Origin of the sequence: Rhizobium sp. SYY.PMSO (assembly GCF_046840415.1) — a bacterium.
GTDB lineage: Bacteria > Pseudomonadota > Alphaproteobacteria > Rhizobiales > Rhizobiaceae > Rhizobium.
In genome coordinates this window covers 838,019-856,186 of the sequence record NZ_CP177350.1, presented here as the reverse complement: position 1 = coordinate 856,186, position 18,168 = coordinate 838,019, and the positions used below count along the sequence as shown (strand labels likewise).

At 61.9% G+C, this 18,168-nt stretch carries 15 protein-coding genes; 8 read left to right on the top strand and 7 right to left on the bottom strand.

Annotated elements, in window-relative coordinates; genetic code table 11:
- The 5 genes from otnK to ACJJVH_RS22340 all read left to right on the top strand — a co-directional run bounded on the left by otnK (window position 1) and on the right by ACJJVH_RS22340 (window position 4,548).
- On the top strand, window positions 1-1,275 hold the full coding sequence (gene otnK / locus ACJJVH_RS22360; protein WP_412066161.1) for a 3-oxo-tetronate kinase: 1,275 nt from the start codon (window positions 1-3) through the stop codon (window positions 1,273-1,275).
- Entirely contained in the window at window positions 1,272-1,922 is a 651-nt protein-coding gene (gene otnC, locus ACJJVH_RS22355) for a 3-oxo-tetronate 4-phosphate decarboxylase (RefSeq protein WP_113369999.1), read from the top strand. Before otnK ends, otnC begins: the two co-directional genes overlap by 4 nt.
- Before the next feature lie 2 nt (window positions 1,923-1,924).
- Window positions 1,925-2,689, top strand: a complete 765-nt coding sequence (locus ACJJVH_RS22350; RefSeq protein WP_412066160.1) for a hydroxypyruvate isomerase family protein — start codon at window positions 1,925-1,927, stop codon at window positions 2,687-2,689.
- 99 nt (window positions 2,690-2,788) lie between these two features.
- Window positions 2,789-3,775: a D-erythronate dehydrogenase gene (gene denD / locus ACJJVH_RS22345; RefSeq protein ID WP_112799720.1), complete on the top strand. Its 987-nt coding sequence runs from the start codon at window positions 2,789-2,791 to the stop codon at window positions 3,773-3,775.
- Window positions 3,772-4,548, top strand: coding sequence for an SDR family oxidoreductase (locus ACJJVH_RS22340; RefSeq protein ID WP_112799718.1), 777 nt, complete (start codon window positions 3,772-3,774; stop codon window positions 4,546-4,548). The genes denD and ACJJVH_RS22340 overlap by 4 nt, the downstream gene beginning before the upstream one ends.
- A 59-nt stretch (window positions 4,549-4,607) precedes the next feature.
- On the opposite strand, the gene ACJJVH_RS22335 is transcribed toward ACJJVH_RS22340, so the two are convergent.
- The 3 genes from ACJJVH_RS22335 to ACJJVH_RS22325 form a co-directional block, all read right to left on the bottom strand.
- Window positions 4,608-5,570: a S1C family serine protease gene (locus tag ACJJVH_RS22335; RefSeq protein WP_412066159.1), complete on the bottom strand. Its 963-nt coding sequence runs from the start codon at window positions 5,568-5,570 to the stop codon at window positions 4,608-4,610.
- 164 nt (window positions 5,571-5,734) lie between these two features.
- Complete coding sequence (locus tag ACJJVH_RS22330) at window positions 5,735-7,318, bottom strand: diguanylate cyclase domain-containing protein (RefSeq protein WP_412066158.1); 1,584 nt, start codon at window positions 7,316-7,318, stop codon at window positions 5,735-5,737.
- 106 nt (window positions 7,319-7,424) lie between these two features.
- Window positions 7,425-7,931: a hypothetical protein gene (locus tag ACJJVH_RS22325; protein ID WP_113356908.1), complete on the bottom strand. Its 507-nt coding sequence runs from the start codon at window positions 7,929-7,931 to the stop codon at window positions 7,425-7,427.
- Window positions 7,932-8,227: 296 nt separating this feature from the next.
- Between ACJJVH_RS22325 and ACJJVH_RS22320 the strand changes: the two genes are divergently transcribed.
- Together ACJJVH_RS22320 and ACJJVH_RS22315 are read left to right on the top strand one after the other, a co-directional pair.
- Window positions 8,228-9,295: an IS110 family transposase gene (locus ACJJVH_RS22320; protein WP_113393995.1), complete on the top strand. Its 1,068-nt coding sequence runs from the start codon at window positions 8,228-8,230 to the stop codon at window positions 9,293-9,295.
- A 268-nt stretch (window positions 9,296-9,563) separates the two neighbouring features.
- Window positions 9,564-10,196, top strand: a complete 633-nt coding sequence (locus ACJJVH_RS22315) for a hypothetical protein (protein ID WP_113502858.1) — start codon at window positions 9,564-9,566, stop codon at window positions 10,194-10,196.
- Window positions 10,197-10,367: 171 nt separating this feature from the next.
- Here ACJJVH_RS22315 and ACJJVH_RS22310 read toward each other — a convergent pair whose 3' ends face one another.
- Genes ACJJVH_RS22310 through ACJJVH_RS22300 form a run of 3 tightly spaced genes read right to left on the bottom strand, consistent with a single transcriptional unit; the run spans window position 10,368 to window position 14,126 of the window.
- A complete protein-coding gene (locus ACJJVH_RS22310) occupies window positions 10,368-11,594 on the bottom strand; it encodes a cytochrome c (protein WP_113503034.1) in 1,227 nt (408 codons plus the stop codon).
- Complete coding sequence (locus tag ACJJVH_RS22305) at window positions 11,594-13,360, bottom strand: GMC family oxidoreductase (protein ID WP_113356910.1); 1,767 nt, start codon at window positions 13,358-13,360, stop codon at window positions 11,594-11,596. Before ACJJVH_RS22305 ends, ACJJVH_RS22310 begins: the two co-directional genes overlap by 1 nt.
- A 10-nt stretch (window positions 13,361-13,370) precedes the next feature.
- Window positions 13,371-14,126, bottom strand: coding sequence for a gluconate 2-dehydrogenase subunit 3 family protein (locus ACJJVH_RS22300; RefSeq protein ID WP_412066157.1), 756 nt, complete (start codon window positions 14,124-14,126; stop codon window positions 13,371-13,373).
- A gap of 691 nt (window positions 14,127-14,817) precedes the next feature.
- On the opposite strand from ACJJVH_RS22300, the gene ACJJVH_RS22295 reads away from it, so the two are divergent.
- Complete coding sequence (locus ACJJVH_RS22295) at window positions 14,818-16,035, top strand: ROK family transcriptional regulator (RefSeq protein WP_412066156.1); 1,218 nt, start codon at window positions 14,818-14,820, stop codon at window positions 16,033-16,035.
- Between the two features lie 96 nt (window positions 16,036-16,131).
- On the opposite strand, the gene ACJJVH_RS22290 is transcribed toward ACJJVH_RS22295, so the two are convergent.
- Entirely contained in the window at window positions 16,132-18,159 is a 2,028-nt protein-coding gene (locus tag ACJJVH_RS22290) for a beta-N-acetylhexosaminidase (protein ID WP_412066155.1), read from the bottom strand.
- Between the last annotated feature and the right edge of the window lie 9 nt (window positions 18,160-18,168).

Below are 18,168 nucleotides of genomic sequence, written 5' to 3'. Positions count from 1 at the left end.
ATGGCTCTTCTGCTTGGCTGCATTGCGGATGATTTTACCGGAGCGACCGATCTTGCCGCGCTGCTGGCGCGCAGCGGATTGCCCGTTTCGCTGCGGATCGGCATACCGCCGGAAAAACGCGATCGGAGCGAGACGGCCGCTTTCGAGGTCATCGCCTTGAAATGTCGGACATCTCCGGTCGAAATCGCCGTCGAACAGGCCCGGCAAGCATTGGAATGGCTGAGGCAAGCCGGTGCGAGCCGCTTCTTCTGGAAGTATTGTTCGACATTCGACAGCACTGCCGAAGGCAATATCGGGCCGGTCGCGGACATGCTGATGGCGGAGACGGGCACGGCCCAGACGATCTATTGCCCGGCCTTTCCGGAGAATGGCCGCAGCGTCTTCATGGGTCATCTCTTCGTCGGCGAGCAACTTCTGTCGGAAAGCCCGATGAAAGACCACCCGCTGACGCCGATGCGCGATTCGAGCCTTGTCCGGCTTCTGGCGCCGCAGGTCGCTGGAGCTGTCGGCCTTGCCAATCACAATACCGTCTTGAAAGGCGCGGCAGCGCTGAAAGCGAGGCTGGAACAGCTCAGCGGCGATAATATCCGGCATGTGATCGTCGATGCCGTTTGCGACGAGGATCTCGGCACCATCGCAGCTGCGTCGTTCGACATGCCGCTCCTGACGGGCGGGAGTGCCATCGCCGGCCAGCTTCCGCGACTGTATGTTGAACAGGGACTGGCCGAACGCCCCCGGCATCGGCAGGCGCTGCCGAAAGCCGCCGGCGGCCAGATCGTGCTGTCGGGCAGCTGCTCCGCCATGACGCGCAGGCAGGTTGCCACTTATGCGGCGCAGGTCGCCAGCCTGCGGCTGGACCCGATCGCGCTCGCCGAAGGCGGCGCGACCTCGGCCTGCGAATGGCTCCGCCGGCAACCCGACGATGCGCCGAAGCTCATCTATGCTACAGCCGAACCCGAGGAAGTGCGGCGCGCCCAGGAGCGGTTGGGCCGCGAAAAGGCAGGCCAGGTGGTCGAAGAAGCGCTCTCCGAAGTCGCGCGCGAAGCTTTCCGGCACGGTACGCGCCGCTTCGTCGTCGCCGGCGGCGAGACCTCGGGCGCGATCACGCAGGCGCTCGGCGTAACCCATCTGGCCATCGGGCCGGAAATAGCGCCCGGCGTGCCATGGACCTTTGCAGCCATCGAGGGTGAGGCGGTCGCGCTCGCCTTGAAATCGGGCAATTTCGGCGGCGAAACCTTCTTCACGGATGCCTTCGAGCGATTGGGGGCCGCATGAGCGAAGAAGCCGCATTGCGCGAACAGATATGCATGATGGCCAAATCGCTTTACGATCGCGGCCTGACCGCCGGGTCTTCAGGCAATATTTCCGCCCGCCTCGGCGACGGCCGCCTTCTGGTCACGCCGACGGGCAGCTCCTTCGGGCGCCTCGATCCCGCACGCCTCTCGCTGTTCGATAGCGAAGGACGCCTGATCGGCGGCGACAAGCCGACGAAGGAGATGCCTCTGCACGCGGCCTTCTACGAAACGCGACCGAAAAAGACCGGCGCCGTGGTGCACCTTCATTCCAGCCATTCGGTCGCGCTCTCGATCCTGCCCGGCGTCGATGCCGACAACATGCTGCCGCCGCTGACAGCCTATTCGATCATGAAGCTCGGCAAGGTAAAGCTGCTGCCTTATTTCATGCCGGGCGACCCGGCCATGGGCGATGCCATTCGCGGCCTTGCCGGAAAGCGCAGCGCCGTCATGCTGGCGGCACACGGACCTGTCGTCTCGGCCAGAGATCTGGAAGCGGCCGTTTACGCGATAGAGGAATTGGAAGAGACGGCAAAGCTTGCCATCCTGACGCGCGGGGCCAATCCATCGCTGCTGACGAATGCGCAAATCGCCGATCTCGTTCGAACCTATGATGTGGAGTGGGACTGAACATGCTGCGCTTTTCCGCCAATCTGGGATTTCTCTGGCAGGAGCTTTCCCTCCCCGACGCGATCCGTGCCGCCAAGGCGGCCGGCTTCGATGCCGTCGAGTGCCACTATCCGTATGACACCCCGCCCGAAGCCGTTCGCGAGGCCCTGGGCGAAACCGGCCTTGCCATGCTCGGCCTGAATACTGCACGCGGCAATGTCGCGGCTGGCGACAATGGCCTTGCCGCCATTCCGGGGCGGCAGGACGAGGCACGCGGGGCCATCGATCAGGCGCTCGATTACGCGGTTGCGATCGGCGCGCAAAACGTCCATGTGATGGCCGGCAAGGCCGAAGGCGAGGAAGCGCGAGCCACCTTCATCGCCAATCTCCGCCATGCCTGCGAGCGCGCCGCCGCCGTGGGCGTGACCGTGTTGATAGAGCCGCTGAACCGGCGCGACGCACCGGGTTACTTTCTGCAGACGGCGGACCAGGCGCTCGACATCATATCCGCAGTGGGCACGCCGAACCTCAAGCTGATGTTCGATTGCTATCACCTCCAGATCATGCAGGGCGACCTGACCCACAGGCTGCAAGCCCATATGGCGGCAATCGGCCATATCCAGATTGCGGCGGTGCCGGACCGGCGCGAACCGGATCATGGGGAGATCGACTATCGCTACCTCCTGCGTTTTCTGGAATCGCTCGGCTATGACAGGCCGATCGGCGCGGAATATCGGCCTGCGACCACGACGGACGCCGGGCTGGCCTGGCTGCAGGCTTACAGATGAAAAGACGGCCGGCACTCCGAATGACTTGCGGCCGTTAACGAGATTCACGCGGGAATTATCCCGAAGATCCATATCAGCCTGTTGGGAGGAAAATCCGATATGCATGTTCTGATCCTGGGCGCTGCGGGCATGATCGGCCGCAAGCTCGTCAACCGCATTGCCGCCGAGCCGAAGGCGCTCGGGCAGACCATCGATCGGCTGACGCTGGTCGATGCCTTCCAGCCGCCTGTGCCGGAATCACTTGCATCCGTATCGAATTCATTGACGGTGGACCTTGCCACATCAGGCGTCGCGGAAAAGCTCGTCGAAGACCGCCCGGATATGATCTTCCATCTGGCGGCCATCGTCTCCGGCGAGGCCGAGGCCGACTTCGACAAGGGCTACACAGTCAACCTCGACGGCACGCGTGCGCTCTTCGACGCCATCAGGCAGCAAGGCCTGACATCCCCCTATGCTCCGCGCGTCATTTTCGCGTCCTCCATCGCCGTGTTCGGAACACCCTTTCCCGAAACCATCGGCGATGAATTCCTGACCGCGCCGCTGACGAGCTATGGCACCCAGAAGGCAATCGCGGAGCTTCTGCTCGCCGATTATTCGCGACGCGGCATTTTCGATGGCATCGGGATCAGGCTGCCGACCATCTGCGTGCGGCCCGGCGCTCCGAACAAGGCCGCCTCCGGCTTCTTTTCCAACATCCTGCGCGAACCGCTTGTGGGCAGGCAAGCCATCCTGCCGGTCAGCGATACGGTGCGGCACTGGTTCGCCAGCCCCCGCTCCGCAGTCGGCTTCTTCGTGCATGCCGCAACGCTGGATACAGCAAAGATCGGTGCTCGGCGCAATCTCACCATGCCGGGGCTTTCAGCACTCGTCTCCGACGAGATCGATGCTTTGCGCCGCGTCGGCGGCGACAAAGCCGTTTCTCTCATCCGGCGCGAGCCGGACCCGGTGATCGAACGGATCGTCGCGGGCTGGCCGACGCGGTTCGACGCAGAGCGCGCCCGCAATCTCGGCTTCAAGGCCGAGCAGAGCTTTGACGAGATCTTGCAGGTACATATCGAGGACGAATTGGGCGGGAGGCTTGCATGACGGACATATCATCGAACACACGGAACGCAATTGCGCTGGTGACTGGCGGCGGCACGGGTATCGGCCGCGCCATCGCAAAGGCGCTCGGCTTGGCCGGCTTCAAGGTGGTTATCTCCGGGCGCCGGGCCGATGTTCTCGAAAAAGCCGCCCGCGAGCTCTCGGAGGAAACAGGCGCGGAATTTCTCGCGGTTGCAGCCGATGTCAGCGATCCGATATCGGTCAAAAGCCTGTTCGACGCCATCGCCGGCCGATACGGCCGCCTCGATCTTCTGGTCAACAATGCCGGTATCGGCCTGCCGGCCGTGCCGATGGAGGAACTGACCATCGAGCAATGGAACGCGATTGTCGGCGCCAATCTGACCGGCGCATTCCTCTGCACCCAGCAAGCCTTCCGCCTGATGAAAGCGCAGGTGCCGCAGGGCGGCCGTATCATCAACAACGGTTCGATCTCGGCGACGACGCCGCGTCCGCATTCGGCGCCCTATACGGCCACGAAGCACGCAATCAGCGGGCTGACGAAATCGACCGCACTCGATGGCCGCCCCTTCGACATCGCTTGCGGGCAGATCGATATCGGCAATGCAGCGACCGACATGACGGCGAGGATGAGCGCCGGCGTGCTGCAGGCAAATGGCGAGACCGCAGCCGAGCCGACGATATCGGCCGAGCATGTTGCCCGCGCCGTCGTCTACATGGCAAGCCTGCCGCTCGATGCCAACGTCTTGTCGATGACAGTCATGGCAACGAAAATGCCGCTCGTCGGCCGAGGGTAATCCATCATCGGCAGCGCCTATTCCGCGACGCTGCCGATGCCTTGGCGCGGCCTGTCGGCTCAGATGGCCGGACGCGCCGACGGCTTTACTTGCCTGCGTTCGATCAGGCCACCGACGCTGAAGATCAGGACCTCGATCTCCGCGTCGATCTTGTCGCCGTCGAGCAGCCTGACGACGTCGTCTATGCCCGATACCGCATGTCCGTCGATGGCAAGCAGGTAATCGCCCTCCTGCAAGCCGCTCTTTTCAGCGGGGCTATCCCTTTCGACCCGACGCAGGCGCACCGCAGTCGAATGCGCTACCCCAGCCTCCAGCGCGATGCGCCGGTGCAACTCGACCGTATCGGCGGCGATGCCGATATAGGCGCGCCTGACATGACCGAAGCGCAGAATTTCGGACACCACATGCCTGGCGGTGTTGGAGGCAACGGAAAATGCGATGCTCTGCGCACCCTGGATGACGGCGGTATTGACGCCGATCACCTCGCCGGCCGACGAAACCAGCGGCCCGCCGGAATTGCCCGGATTGAGCGCGGCATCTGTCTGGATGATATCGTCCATCAAACGGCCGCTGGCCGCGCGCATCGACCTGCCGAGCGCCGAGACGATACCGGCCGTGACAGTCCATTCGAAGCCGAGCGGATTGCCGATGGCAATCGCGATGTGGCCGCGCTTGAGCGACTTGGAATCCCCGAGCCTGGCCCAGCTTCCGGACCAGTCGTTGGCGCGGATGAGCGCAAGATCGGTATCCGGATCGCGCCCGAGCACCCTGCCCTCGACGGTCGCCCCATCCGGGGTCCTGATGCGCACCGCTTTCGCATCGTCCACGACATGATTGTTGGTGACGACGAGGCCGTCCGGCGAGATGGCGAAGCCGGAGCCATGCCCGGCGCGGCCACCCAATCGCTCGATCCGGCTGACCGCCGGACCGACGAGATCGACGGCGCTCGAAACCGATTGGGAATAGGCATCCAGCAGCCCGGCATCGGAAGACGGCTGGATGTTACGATCAATGAAGCCCATGAAAACGCCTCCGACGCAAAAGCGTCGCATAGAGGAACGGCAGCGACTGTAAAAATGCAGGAGGCTGTCAGTTCGACAGATTGAAATGGTGACTACTCAGATGAGGCGCCGCCGCCCCGAGTTCAAGAGCCGGCCGTCCACACCGCGCCGCCGGCCGCAGAACCCTATCTCGCACGCCTCGAGACAGCCGGATCGCGCTGGCCGACGCCGGCGGTCCGCCAGGTATTCCGGCCATTGGCCTTGGCGCGATAAAGGGCGCGATCGGCCTCCCGAACAAGCGTTTCCCCATCCTGACCGTTCTCAGGCGCTGCCGAAACGCCGATGCTGATGCCGATATCGACCGTGGTGCCACCGATATGGAACGAGGACCTGAAGGCAGCGATACAGCCTCTCGCCAGGTCGGCAACATCTCGCTCTTCGCCAGTCATCAGGATCGCAAACTCGTCGCCGCCCAAGCGCGCGACCATGTATCCTCCTGCCGCGTTGCGCAGCCGCTCGGCCACCATCCTGAGGACCTCGTCACCCGCCGCGTGGCCGAAGGTATCGTTCACCGGCTTGAACCCGTCGAGGTCGAGACAGAAAACGGCAACACCCTTTCCGTCATTTGCCTTCAATACTTCGCCGAGCGTCTTGTAAAAACACATCCGGTTCGGCAATCCGGTCAACATGTCGTGCTGTGCCAGACGGTTGGCTTCCGCCTCCGCGAGAATTCGATCGCTGACATCGGCGATGGTCAACAGCAAGCGGTGCTCCGGCCCTTCATGCAACTGCCGGACATAAATGAGGACATGCCGTTCGGTGCCGTCGGCCATTCTTTGCCGCCAGACCGTTCTGGCCTCGCAATCGCCCTCAAGTCTGGCAAGCGCTTTCGCAAACCGATCGGCTTCGCTCGCGACATGCATGTCGGCCGCCTTCAGCGAGAGCAGCGCCGCTTTTCCGAAACCGTAAAAATCCAATGCCGCCCGATTGGCCTGCAGAATGCCGAGACTATTGCCATCACACAGGAGCATCGGCATCGGATTGGCGTCGAAGAGCTGGCCCAGCCATTCCTCGCGCTGCTTCAGCTCACTGATATCTATCCGCATGCCGATGGCGCCGCCGTCGGGAGTGCGCCGGTCATCATGTCTCAGCCATCGCCCGTCGCGGAGCTGCTGCTCCTCCTGCGAAACGGGCTGGCGAAACTTTCGCATGCGCTGCAGCAACCAGCGATCCTTGTCTTCGACCACTTCCGGCATGCGACCGCTGGCAAGGCTGATCTTCAGGATATCTTCAAAGGCCATGCCCGGCTTGAGATGTTCGGCGATATCTGGATAGAGCGCTGCATATTTCTCGTTCCAGAGCACGTAGCGATCGTTCGCATCGAAGACACAGACGGCTTCCGGCAACATTTCGATCACATAGCGAAGACGCAGATTGGCTTCCCGTGCCACCATCGCAGCCTGACGCTCCTCGTTCTCCTGCTCGACAAGAACCGCAGTCAACATCCCGGATGCCGAAGGCCATGTCAGCGTCCTCACCTGGCAATCCTGTCGATGTCCTTCGCGGGTTACGATCAAAGGCTGCGTTACTGCCGGGGACAATGGCCAGTCCGGTATCAGGTCGGAGATGACGAGATCGCGAGACGCCTCTGCAAGTGCGAAGAGGCCGCGGGCACCGGCATTGGCAAAGACGATCGCGCCGGCATCATCGAGCACAAGTGCCGCCGTTGGACATGCTTCCAGAAATGCGCCGATTTCCGCGCCCAGCATTTTCTCGCAGTATAGCCTTTCGAAACTGTCCCTAGGTTCGACCATAGCATCCGATGGTAAAGGAATGCCGTAAGCCGCGATCATGATGTCAGCACAACCGGCGCACCTATTTCCGCGGCCATGCCAGCCTGCTCCAGTTCGCGATGTAGAATGTCGCAGCGATAAACAATCCGGACCCGATCAGATCGAGCCTATGACGTCCGAAAAGGAAAAGCCCGAACAACGCCAGCCCCATTGAGGATACGATCAGGAAAAGCGAGGGAAGGACGCTCGTGATGCGCGTTCCCGCCTCGCCTTCGGCTTCGGCTCCGCTGCCTGTGATGTGGCTGCTGGAACCTGTCGATCTGTTGCCGAGCCTGATCGTGACCTGCCCCTTCCTCGTACGAATCTTGCCTTTCGCCGTCTTTGCCGAAGTCAGCATCACGAGCATCGCCGATATGAGCATGCTGCCGAACGCCCAGGAAAAGACCGTGCATGCGGCCATGGCGGTCGCGCTCGCATAGGTTCGGTAAAGATGAATAGCCAAAAGCCCCATGCCGATGGTGACGGCAAGAAGCAGGGTGCCGACAATCAGGAATGTTATCCTGCCCGACAGTTGCGTTTCACCTTCCACACGGCCTCCCCGTCGTTCTCCATGGGCTCGAACAGCCAAAACTAGGGAGGTGCGGGCGATCTTCAAATGCCGGCGCGATTTTATCGCGCTGCCTGACGCGCCTGCATGGCCTTTACGAAGCTGCAACCAGGCATAGTTAGCTCGGATATCGGAGAATGGAGGTGGCATGAAAGAGGCCGCGCCCGGAGAGAGAACGGATCACTGAGATGCAGGTGATGATCGAGGGACAGTCACGCTTCCAGCCTTTCGGCTTATCCTGTTGGGGTTTTGGAGATCTCAACACGGGAGTTGGAAGCATGACTGCGTCCTATGAATACCATATCGGCGTCGACTACCACAAATCCTACAGCCACCTCGTGGTGCAGGATTCGGGCGGCAAGACGCTGCGCTCTGGCCGGGTGAAGAACGATCGTCAGTCGCTGGGTGGCTTTCTGGAACGCTACCGCGAGAACTCGCATGCGGTTGTCGAGGCGACGCGTAACTGGATGGTGATATACGACTGGCTCGACGACATTTGTGATGATGTCGTTCTCGCCCACCCGCTGAAGGTCAAGGCCATTGCCGACGCCAAGATCAAGACGGACAAGATCGACGCGACGGTGCTGGCGCATTTGCTGCGGGCCGACCTCGTGCCGGAAGCCTGGGCACCGAGCGAGAAATCGCGCGAGCTTCGCGTCGCCCTTCGCGAGCGGATGTTTTACGTGCGGCTGCGCACGATGGTGAAGAACCGCATCGTCACGGTGTTCGATCGCTATCCCGAACAGACGGCACAGCTGAAGATGCTTGGTGATCTGTTCGGCAAGGCCGGCCGCGCCCAACTGGCGCAGGTGAACGTCTCAGAAATCGATCGCATCCAGATTGATCGTGGTCTCGCCTTCATCGACGACATCGATGGGCGGATCAAACAGTCGGAAGCAACGATCCGGGCGATGACCAAAGCCAATGTCAATGTGAAGTTGTTGAAGACGATCCCCGGCATCGGCGAGTTCTTCGCCCGACTGATTGATGCCGAGATCGACGACATTAAGCGGTTCCGCAACCCGAAGAAACTTGCTGCCTATGCTGGTCTGGTGCCGTCGACCTATTCCTCCGGCGGTAAGACTTTCCACGGCAAGATCATCAAACAGGGCAACAAGTGGCTGCGCTGGGCCTTCGTCGAGGCGGTCGCCCCTGCCATCGCTACCGATCCACAGCTGCGCGGCCAATACGAACACCTGAAGATTAGAGGTACCAACAAAGCGCGGGTTGCCGTCGCGCGCAAGCTTTTGACGATCGCCTTCCAGGTCCTGCGTGACCAGCGCGCTTACGAGCCACGCGGCACCAGCACCGCGGAAGGCGCGTCGACGATATCCCGGTTGTCCTGATGGGTGTTTAGCGAGCCCGGTAGGACTGGGCTGCGCTCCTAATGGAGAATGGGAAACCGGGAGCCGAACGCCACTCTGTGACCGAAGCCACGAATGGGCATCAGGTTACGAATTGGAGAATGGTTCAAGACCGAAGGACAAATCCGTCCTGCGGAGGGAAGAGATTTAGCCGATCGGCGAAAATGTCGATCAAACCGCAACCGAACCCAAGGAAAAGCCGCCAACTGAAGGTGTTTTGCCCCTTGCGTTCTTTCATTGGAGGTATCCCATGAGGAATTCGAGATCCGCTCTGGCGCTAATCATCATCGGCCTGTTTGCAATGCCCGCCGGAGCCGCCGGCATCGATTGCACAAAGCCGGCCTCCTCAGGCGATCGCATGATTTGCCGGGACAAATCCCTTCTTGCGCGGGATGCGATGATGAAGGATCTCTATGCCGCCGCCCTGAAGCAGGACGATGCGGCCAGAATCCGCGACCGCCAGCGGCGATGGGTCGCGACGGTACAGGCCTGCGGCGATGCGGCTTGCATCCGGCAGGCCTATGACGACCAGATCGGCGTTCTCCTGGCGACCAAGGGCGGCAGGAGCGCGTCGAAGAATTTCATGTCGAAGGGCGCCGGAGGCAATGAAGGCAATCTTGCGATTTTCGGGCCGGTCGATGGACTCGTTGCGGTTTCGCTCGCCTCGACCTATGTCGGCCCGGGCGGCGCGGACGCCGGCGATGTCAATGCCGACGGCATGGACGGTGTCGCCCCGCTGAGGAATGGACACATCCAGCTCTCCAGAGACTCGTGCAGGATCGCCCTCGATCGTATCGACGCAAAGACATGGCGGGTGTCTCAGTCCGGCGTGTGCAATTTTGCCGACGGCGTGACCCTTCGGGGCACCTATGGCGAAGAATAATATCCGATGCACGACGGGCAGGGATCGCGCTCCCTGGCGCAATTCCTGCCCGTAACTTTGCTTCCGGAGCCAGAGTGCCTCCGCTTTTCTTCTGATCGCGAAAGCGCTCTCTCCTTTTGTTTTTACGCAATTCCGAACGGAAAACCGCTGCGCACTTTTCCTGGAATTGCTCTAGTTCTGGGCGCCTCCCCGAATATCTCGGACGTCGCTTGCACTGACCGGTGCTGCCGCATTGCCCCAGCTGTTGCGGACGTAGGTCAGCACGTCGCTGACCTGCTGGTCATTGAGCCGCCAGGCGAATGACGGCATGGCCGGCGTCGTCTGCCTGGACGGGGTGTAGACCCCCTGGCTTCCCGCCAGCACGACATGGGCGAGGGTTTCCGCGCTCGGTTGCTGAATGAGGCTGTTGCCCGCAAGCGCCGGGAACAATGGCATGGCGCCCTTGCCGTCGGCGCCATGGCAGGCGGAGCAGGTGTCGTGATAGATTGCGCCGCCCGCGACCATCCGCCCATCATCCGCCTTCAGCGGCGTCGGCTTGTCGGCCGTACCCGCAGAGAGGCTTTTCAGGTAGACAGCAATCGCCTTCAGGTCGGCATCCTTCATCTGGGAGGTCGATTGCGCGATCGCCTCCGCCATCGGCCCGGAGGCGATCGTCTTATCCGTGGAACCCGTCTTCAGGTAGGCGACGATGTCCTCCTCGCTCCAGGCGCCGATACCGACATGCGGATCGCCGGTGATGTTGGGAGCGTACCAGCCCTGCAGCGAAGCGCCCTGCAGGAATTGAGAGTCCTTGTCGGCCCCGAGGAAGGACTTGGGCGAATGGCATGTCGCGCAATGGCCCGGCCCCTGCACCAGATAGGCGCCGCGATTCCACTCGGCCGTCTGCTTCTCATCCGGCACGAAAGGCTCGGGATCGAAATTCAGCAGGTTCCATCCCCACATCGACAGGCGGATATTGAGCGGGAAAGGAAGCTGGTTGGCGACGACCTTGTTCTTCACGGGCTGCAGCGTGGTCAGATAAGCCCACATGTCCGACAAATCCCTGTCGGACATCTTGCTGTAGGCCGGATAAGGCATGGCCGGATAAAGCCGGATACCGTCATGACCCGTGCCGGTCTTCATCATGCGGATGAAATCGGCCTCGCTCCAGTTGCCGATGCCGGTTTCCTTGTCCGGCGTGATGTTCGGCGGCACGAGAGCGCCGAAGGGCGTCTCCAGCGGCTCGCCGCCGGCAAAGGGCTGGCCGCCCTGCTTGGTATGACAGGCTGCACAGTCGCCCAGCACCGCCTGATAGCGGCCATTGATGACACGATCCGCAAGATCGGTGGAATCTGCAAGAGCGGCGTTGGCGGATACCGACAAAGCGCCGAATGCGATCAGAATGGAGAGCTTCTTCATCATGCTGACACCAGGGGAGCGCCGGGGTTGCGGAGATACTTGTTGCGGATCGCGTCCGCCGCTACGAAGGCCAGGGCACCGACCGTCCCCGTCGGATTCTTGCCGGCATTGTGCGCGAATGCGGAAGCGCCGACGACGAACAGGTTCGGCACATCCCAGTTCTGCAGATAGCGATTGACGACGCTGGTCTTCGGATCGGCACCCATGATCGCACCACCGGTATTGTGCGTGCTCTGATAGGGAACGGAATCCCACCCCTTCTTGCGACGGGCACTGCTGTATTGACGCCCGCCCAGCGCCTTGGCGATATCCTCCATGCGATCGGAAACATAGTTCGACATCTTCAGATCGTTATCTGGGAAATCGAAGGTTATGCGCAGCAGCGGCCTTCCGAACCGGTCCTTGTAGGTGGGATCGAGATCGAGGTAGTTGCCCTGCGTCGGATAGCTGGATCCCTGCGAACTGTAGGTCATCGTGCTCTTGTAGGCCTGGGCCGTTGCCGCCTTCCATTTCGATCCCCAGCGCGGCGTGCCGGGCGGAACCGGGCGCATCGCAATCGGCCTGCCGTTGGTGGGAATGCAATTGATGCCGGCACCGCCGACGAAATCGACGGACCCGTGATCGAAGGCATCCCCGTTGAAATCGTCGACCGTCTGGCCGAGCGCTCCGGATGCGATGAAAGGGTTGAAGTTCTTGTCGTCGAAGAAAACCTGCATGCCGGCATTCGTCTGATAACAATAGTTTCGCCCGACAGCGCCTTCGCCGCTTTTGGGATCATAGGCCTTGCCGATGCCGGACAGCAGCAGAAGGCGCACGTTGTGAAGGCCATAGGCACATAGCAGCACCATATCCGCAGGCTGGAAGAATTCCTCGTCGGAGGTATCGACATAAGTGACGCCCTTGGCCATCTTGCCGGAGCCGTCGAGATCGATGCGCAGCACCTCGCTGTCGGTACGCAGCTCGAAATTCTTCTTCTTCATCAGCACGGGCAGGATCGTCGTCTGGGCGCTGGCCTTGGAATAGTTCGCACAGCCGAACCGTTCGCAGAAGCCACAGAGCGTGCATTCGCCCATCGCGATGCCGAGCGGATTGACATAGGCCTTCGAAAGGTTCGCGGACGGCGTCGGGAAGGGATGATAGCCGAGCTTGCGCGCCGCCTCCGCGAAAAGCGTCGGTGCATAACTCATCTGCATCGGCGGCAGAGGATAGTCACGCGCCCGCGAATCCTCGAAAGGATTGCCGCCGTCCTGGATCTGTCCCTTGATGTTTCCGGCCTTGCCGGAAATGCCGGCCAGATATTCGAATTTATCGTAGAAGGGCTCCATCTCCTCGCCGGTCACGCCCCAGTCCTGCACCTGCAGGCCGTCGAACTTCGATGCGCCATAGCGTTCGGCCAGATGCGACTTGATGCGGAAGTCACTGTCCCAGAAGCGCCAGGTATGGCCGTTCCAGTGCACGCCCGCTCCGCCGACACCGTTTCCGGGCAGGAAGGAGCCGTAGTCGCGCATCGGCAACGCCGTCTGCGATAGAGTGTTGCGCATCGTCATTGCCTCGACGCGCGGCTGAAGGAAGAGATCGCGGCGGATGCCGTAGCGCAGTTCGTCCTGCACATAGCCGATGTTGAAATCGGTCGCCGTGTCCCGCCAGGGACCGCGTTCGATGGCAAGAACATCCAGTCCCTGTTCGGTAAGCTCATGAGCAAGAATGGAACCGGTCCAACCGAGACCGATGATGACGACATCTTTACGAGGAAGGATTTTTGTCATGGCTGGCCTCCTACTTTTCCGCCCAGAACGGCTGGCTTGCTATGGAGATCGGCGGGTATGGATAGGGCTCATTGAATTTGCTGACGTGATCGCGATAGTCGTAGCGCGCGCCGGGAAAACCGATCATCTTCCATGAAGCCATGTCCTTGTTGCCGCCGTAGACCGGATCGGCAAAAAATCCCTCCATGATGCTGCCGAGAATGGTATTGAACAGCGCCTTGCCGTCGACATTGTTGTCGAGCTTGACCTTGCCGGCCTCCAGATCCGTAAGGAAGCCGTCCTGCTCCTCGGGCGGAAGGTCGGCAAAGGCCTTCCCGCCCTTGTTCTGCTTCAGATATGCGTCGATGGCGGCCAGACCCTTGCGGTAGATTTGCATCGGATTATCCGCGCCCTGATAGCCCTGCGTCGGCAAGCCGGGCAGGAAGGGCCCCTGCGTATAGAGCCGGCTGGAATTGCCGTAGGCTCCCGCCAACTGGCGATCGAGATAAACGGCGCAGCCGGCTTCCTTGCCGCCGATGCTGAGATTGTCGGCCGGAATCATCCGATCCGCGATCGCCTCGATCGCGCGCGCCTCCTGCTCAGTGAAGAACTTCCAGCCGCCGGCCGTCACCTGCCTCGGCGGATCGGCCGCATAGGACGTCCAGGGAAGGTTGCCGCCGATATACGATCGCGCCAATACGGGACCGGCGCTTCCGGCAAAAACGGTCAGGGCAACGGAGGAAAGGAAATGGCGCCGGGACAGGCGCTTGGGACAGAGTTCAGACACTGGGGGCTCCCGATTGGCAAGATGATACAGGCTATCTTCGGTCGAACGTAAGAAACGCCACCGGCCGCCATCGCAATCATCCAGCGCGGGGCGACCGGCAGGGATGCGGATCGGCCGAAGCCGATTCCAATCTCACTATACATATTCTATGTGAGGAGTCCCATACATATTATGATTCAAAAGCCAATGAAACGACTTTGGGAACTTGAGCTTTCCAATTGATTTTCAAGGGACAATAGCTGCGAGATGCAGCCTTGCCGCCGCCGCTTACCCCTCCTGCAAGAGCCGGCCATGGTTAACCGGGCCTTACTTACCTCCCGGTTGCCCACGCATCCCCGCGCCCTGCGGAGCGAAAGGTCGTGATGAAAATGGGGCTGAGAGCAAGGAGTTTGCGGCAATGTCATCGTTTGCCGGATATGTCCCCGATGAGAGACATGAAGACATCGAGCTCCGGTGCAGTGACGACCGCGGGAAAGATCGGCTGTGATCATCCGGGAAAGAGAAAAAAGCCTCTGTATTATCCCGCAACCGTTGCCCCGCCGGCCGATCGCGCCTTGAACGGATCGGCAAAAGAATGGAAAATGCCCGATGGGGGCAAATAACGGCAAGCGGCCGCCCTCCCCGTCACGCAGCGGCAAAACGTGGCAGACAACAGCAATCGAACGCCGATACAGAAATTCCCAATCATCTCATGAAGATAATTTCCGGCACGAATCTCGAACAGGCCAAGTCGCATAACCGGCGTGTCGTGATCGAGGCCATCCGCACCAACGGACCGATGTCGCGCGCAGCCATTGCCCGCATGACGGCGCTGACCACACAGACGGTTTCGAACATCGTGGAGGAATTGGCGCGTTCGCATCTGCTGATGCCAATGGAAGCGCAGAAGATCGCGCGCGGCCAGCCGATCATTCCCTATACCCTCAATCCGACGGGGGCCTATTCCATCGGCCTCGAGCTGGGTCGTCGGCGTGCGGCGGGCGTGCTCACAGACCTGTCCGGCGCAGTTTGCGCGCGTATCGAACGCCATGTCGACCGGCCGGGACCGGCTGAGGCGATGCCGATCTTTGCCGCGATCGTCAGAGATCTGCAGCTGGCCTTCTCCTTCGATCGCGACAGGCTGCTCGGGGCCGGCATCGCCTTGCCCGGGCGCTATGCCGATGGCGGCGTGACGTCGCTCAGCCCGCTCAACCTGCCGGGCTGGCAGGATTTCCCGGTCGCAAGCGAGCTGGAACGGCTTGTCGACCTGCCCATACTGGTGGAAAACGACGCGACGGCAGCGGCGATCGGCGAACGGCTCCACGGCGTCGCCCGCGGTCTCGGAAGCTTCGTCTATCTTTTCCTGGCGGGTGACGGCGGCATCGGTGCCGGCATGTTCCTCGACGGCCATCTCTACAAGGGCAGCCGCGCCAATGCCGGCGAAATCGGTCACATCATCGTCGAGCCGCACGGCCGGCTCTGCAGCTGCGGCAAACGTGGCTGTCTCGACCGCTACGTATCGCCATCCGTCGCCTACGAATGTCTCGGCATCGAGGATGCCCAGGAACTCGATCCCGACGAACTGGATGCGATGATCGCCGCAAATGGCCGTGGCCTGGAAGTCTGGCTGGAACAGGCCGTGCAGCCGCTGCGGCAGACGATCGATTTTCTGGAGCTTGCGTTCGATCCGCAGACGATCGTTCTTGGCGGCAGCGCGCCGACATCCTTGATGACCCGGCTGGCCGAACGTGTCGAGCCGCTCCACATACCGGTAAATCCGAGCGAAAAGCGAACGATCCCGCGCCTGATGATCGGCGCCACCGGCAAGGACACCGCCATCCTTGGCGCGGCAGCCCTTCCCATCTTTTCGGAAACGAACCCGCAGTTCGACGTGCTGCAGAAACCGCTGACGCATCATGGCGGCGTGTAACGGTGCGGGTCCCGCAATCAGTCCCAACTGCATGTCACCAATGGCCCTCAGACGCGACCGGCATGGGCCGCGCCTGAGGGCCATGCATCATGGCTGTCAGAATTGATGCAGGCCGTAAAGCAGCGGCATCGTGCCGGCCAGTGCCTTGAATCGCTCCCAGGATTTTGCCGAAGGCTTCGTCCAGCCGGTTTCGGCGAGCGCGGAGAGACGCGGGAAGACCAGCCTGTCGAAAACCGCGCGGTCGGTCATCGGCTCCGACCAGATGCAGGCCTGGATGCCGCGAAGCTTTTCCTTCTGCTCCTCCGTCCAGCCGCCGACGGGATCGAAGGTATAGATCTTCTCGGCATCGGAATAACCCGCCCAGCTGCCGCCCGGCTCGTCCCAGTCGGGCCGCATCGCCATGTCGAGATAATAGACCTGACCGGGGCAGACGACGATCTCGTAGCCTCGTCCGGCAAGTTCGGCCGCCACTTCGACATTGCGCCAGCTGCAGAGATAACTCTTGTCCTTGTCGATCCTGTCGCCATGCGCCGCCTCTTCCCAGCCGCCGGTCACGCAGCCCTTCGAAGCGAGGAACGCCTGGACGCGCTCCAGGAATTCGGCCTGCAGGATGGCTGCGCCGGAGCCGTGAATATCGTCGGCCCCATGCGTATTGGTGATGACGTTCAGGCGCTTGGCATGGGCATCGGCAACTTCGTCTCCGGCCAGCGCGCGCAGGCGGGCCAAGGCTTCCGGCGATCCCGACCAGGCGCCGAGCGGCACTTCATCGGCACCGATATGGATCGTCTTGAACGGGAAGAGCTCGATCAATTCGGAGAGGATGGTCTCGACCACCTCATAGGTCTTTTCCCGCGCCGGGTTGATGCAGTTGTCCGGAAAGCCCTGAACCGAATAGTAGCTGCCGACTTCGTTCGGATCGCGAAGCTCGGGGATCGCCTGCTGCATGGCATAGCAATGGCCGGGCATATCGATCTCGGGCAGGATCTCGATGCCGAAGCCCTTGGCATAGGCGACGATCTCGCGCACCGCCGCCTTGGTATAATAACCGCCGGTGCGCGCGGGGCTGGAGCCGAGAAGCGGCGGTAGCGGCAGGCCGTGGCCGCGCCATGCGCCGATCTCCGTCAACGCCGGATAGGCATCGATCTCGACACGCCAGGACTCGTCGTCCGACAGGTGCCAATGGAAGCGGTTGAGCTTGTTCCAGGCAAGCACCGCCATCAGTTTCTTGATTTCGGCCGTGCCGTAGAACTGGCGGGAGACATCGAGATGCAGGCCGCGCCAGCTCATGGATGGCTCGTCGGCGATCTCGCCTGCGGCCGGGAAATGGAAAGCCTGTGGATGCAGCCGCGCGCCGCGCCAGATCTGGCCGAGGGTCACGAGGCCATAGACAAAACCGGTCTGCGTGCTTGCCTCGACCGCGATCGCCTGCGGCGAGAAGGCCAGCCTGTAGGCTTCCGGGCCAAGGCCCGCGGCAGGCCGCAGCTCTACCGGCACGGCGCCCTCGGCTTCCGGACGCACGAGGCCCTCGGCAGCGAAGAGATGCTCGACGAGAGCGGTGAAACTTTCAGCCGCGGCCTGAGCTTCCGGCGTGCTCGCTTTCAGCGCAAAGCCAGCCGGCAACGGCCGCCGCGAGGAAACCGCGACATGGTTCGGCCATGGAATGATCGATAGCGGCACAGGCGGGTGGGCCGGCACTGGATAAATCTCGGCGCCGCGCTTCAGCGGCGCGTTGCTCGACGACGTGCGCGTCGGTTCAGCGGCGAGCGATACGGCGGTTCCATCGGGAAGCGCAAGATAGGCGCTGGTGGCGCCGTCGGTCCAGTGCCGGAACGGCCAGCTCAGGGCATGAACCGTGATGGTCCAGGTCTCTCCTCCTGCCAGCACGAAACTTTCCGGCGGCTGGAATTCCGTAAAGTTGGACAACCGCTTCGTGACCGTCGCACCCTCGACGATACCGGCCGGGTCGACGCGGCCGGGGCCACTGACACAGAGCGAAAAGCCCGAAAGCGCCTCCGGGGACAGGTTCTTCAACCGCAGGACATAGGAAAATTCCTTGCCGTCGGCTGGCGGGTTCCAAGTGGTTTCAAGCCGCAGAGCCAGGGATCGCGGTGTGGACATGAGCATTCTCTCTTC